Here is a 1,433-nt window from a genome sequence, read left to right as displayed (position 1 = left end):
GGCTCTTCGCATCTGAGGGTGTAGGTGCGGGTCACGGGGTGGGCGCGTCGGTGCCGGGATAGACGTCGAGGTCTCCCGATGATGGAAGTTCTGACGCTCGCCATCTGGAAGACCTCGACGTGCCCCACGCTACCTTCGCGACCCCTGATCTGACGACTTTCACCGGCCTGGACGATCTCGGCCTGATCGCTGTCGGGCAGCGCATCACGGCCGATCGCGCTGTGCTCGAGTGTCGCCTGGCCGTCGCGGATCCGTGGTGCCGCAGCTGCGGCGCTCGAGGAACGTCGCGCGGCTCGATCTCGCGGTCCCTGGCGCACGAGCCGTTCGGCCACCGGCCCACGACTCTGCTGCTGCGGGTCCGCCGCTACCACTGCCAGCACTGCGGAGCCCGGTGGCGGGAAGACACCACCTCTGCCGCACCCGAACGGGCGAAGCTCTCCCATGGCGGGATCCGGTGGGCATTGAAGGCCCTGGTCATCGACCACCTCTCCGTCTCGAGGATCGCGGCCGGGCTGGGCGTCGCCTGGCGCACGGCGAACGAAGCGGTCCTGGCCGAGGGCCGACGCGTGCTGATCAACGACGAGACACGCTTCGACGACGTCCGTGTGATCGGGGTGGACGAGCATGTGTGGCGCCATACCCGGCGCGGTGACAAGTACGTCACCGTGGTCATCGATCTGACGCCGACCAGGAACAAGACGGGTCCCGCGCGGCTGCTGGACATGATCGAGGGCCGCTCGAAAGCGTCGTTCAAGGCGTGGCTGGAGGCCCGCCCCGAGGCCTGGAAGAAGGGCGTCGAGGTCGTCGCGATGGACGGGTTCACCGGGTTCAAGACCGCGACCCAGGACGCTCTCCCGCACGCGATCACCGTGATGGACCCGTTCCACGTCGTCCGCCTGGCCGGCGACGCCCTGGACGACTGCCGCCGACGCGTCCAGCAGCAGCTCCACAAGCGCAGAGGCCGCAAGGACGACCCTCTCTACAAGACCCGACGGACGCTCCACACCGGGACGAGCTTACTCACCGATCGGCAGTGCGACCGGCTCTCCGCCCTGTTCACCGCCGAGCAGCACATCGCGGTCGAAGCGGCGTGGGAGGTCTACCAGGCCACGGTCGAGGCCTACCGAGAACCCGACCGGACCCGAGCGAGGCAGCGGATGGAGAAGATCATCGCTGCGCTGGGCAAAAACGTCCCAGACGCACTGCCCGAGCTCGCCAAGCTCGGCCGCACCCTCACGAAACGAGCCACGGACGTGCTCGCGTTCTTCGATCGGCCCGGCACCAGCAACGGCCCGACAGAGGCGATCAACGGCCGGCTCGAGCACCTCCGCGGCTCCGCACTGGGCTTCCGCAACCTCGTCCACTACATCGCTCGCAGCCTCCTCGAAGCCGGCGGCTTCAGACCCCTCCTACACCCTTAAATGCGAAGAGCC

At 68.2% G+C, this 1,433-nt stretch carries 1 protein-coding gene; it reads left to right on the top strand.

The genetic code is table 11. The annotated features are described in order from the left end of the window. Nucleotides 1–119: 119 nt before the first annotated feature. Nucleotides 120–1,421, top strand: coding sequence for an ISL3 family transposase (locus DS079_RS16955; RefSeq protein WP_126988919.1), 1,302 nt, complete (start codon nt 120–122; stop codon nt 1,419–1,421). Nucleotides 1,422–1,433 lie beyond the last annotated feature (12 nt).

It is taken from the genome of Brachybacterium paraconglomeratum (assembly GCF_003994255.1).
Classification (GTDB): Bacteria; Actinomycetota; Actinomycetes; order Actinomycetales; family Dermabacteraceae; genus Brachybacterium; species Brachybacterium conglomeratum.
This window is presented reverse-complemented; position numbering and strand designations above follow the sequence as displayed.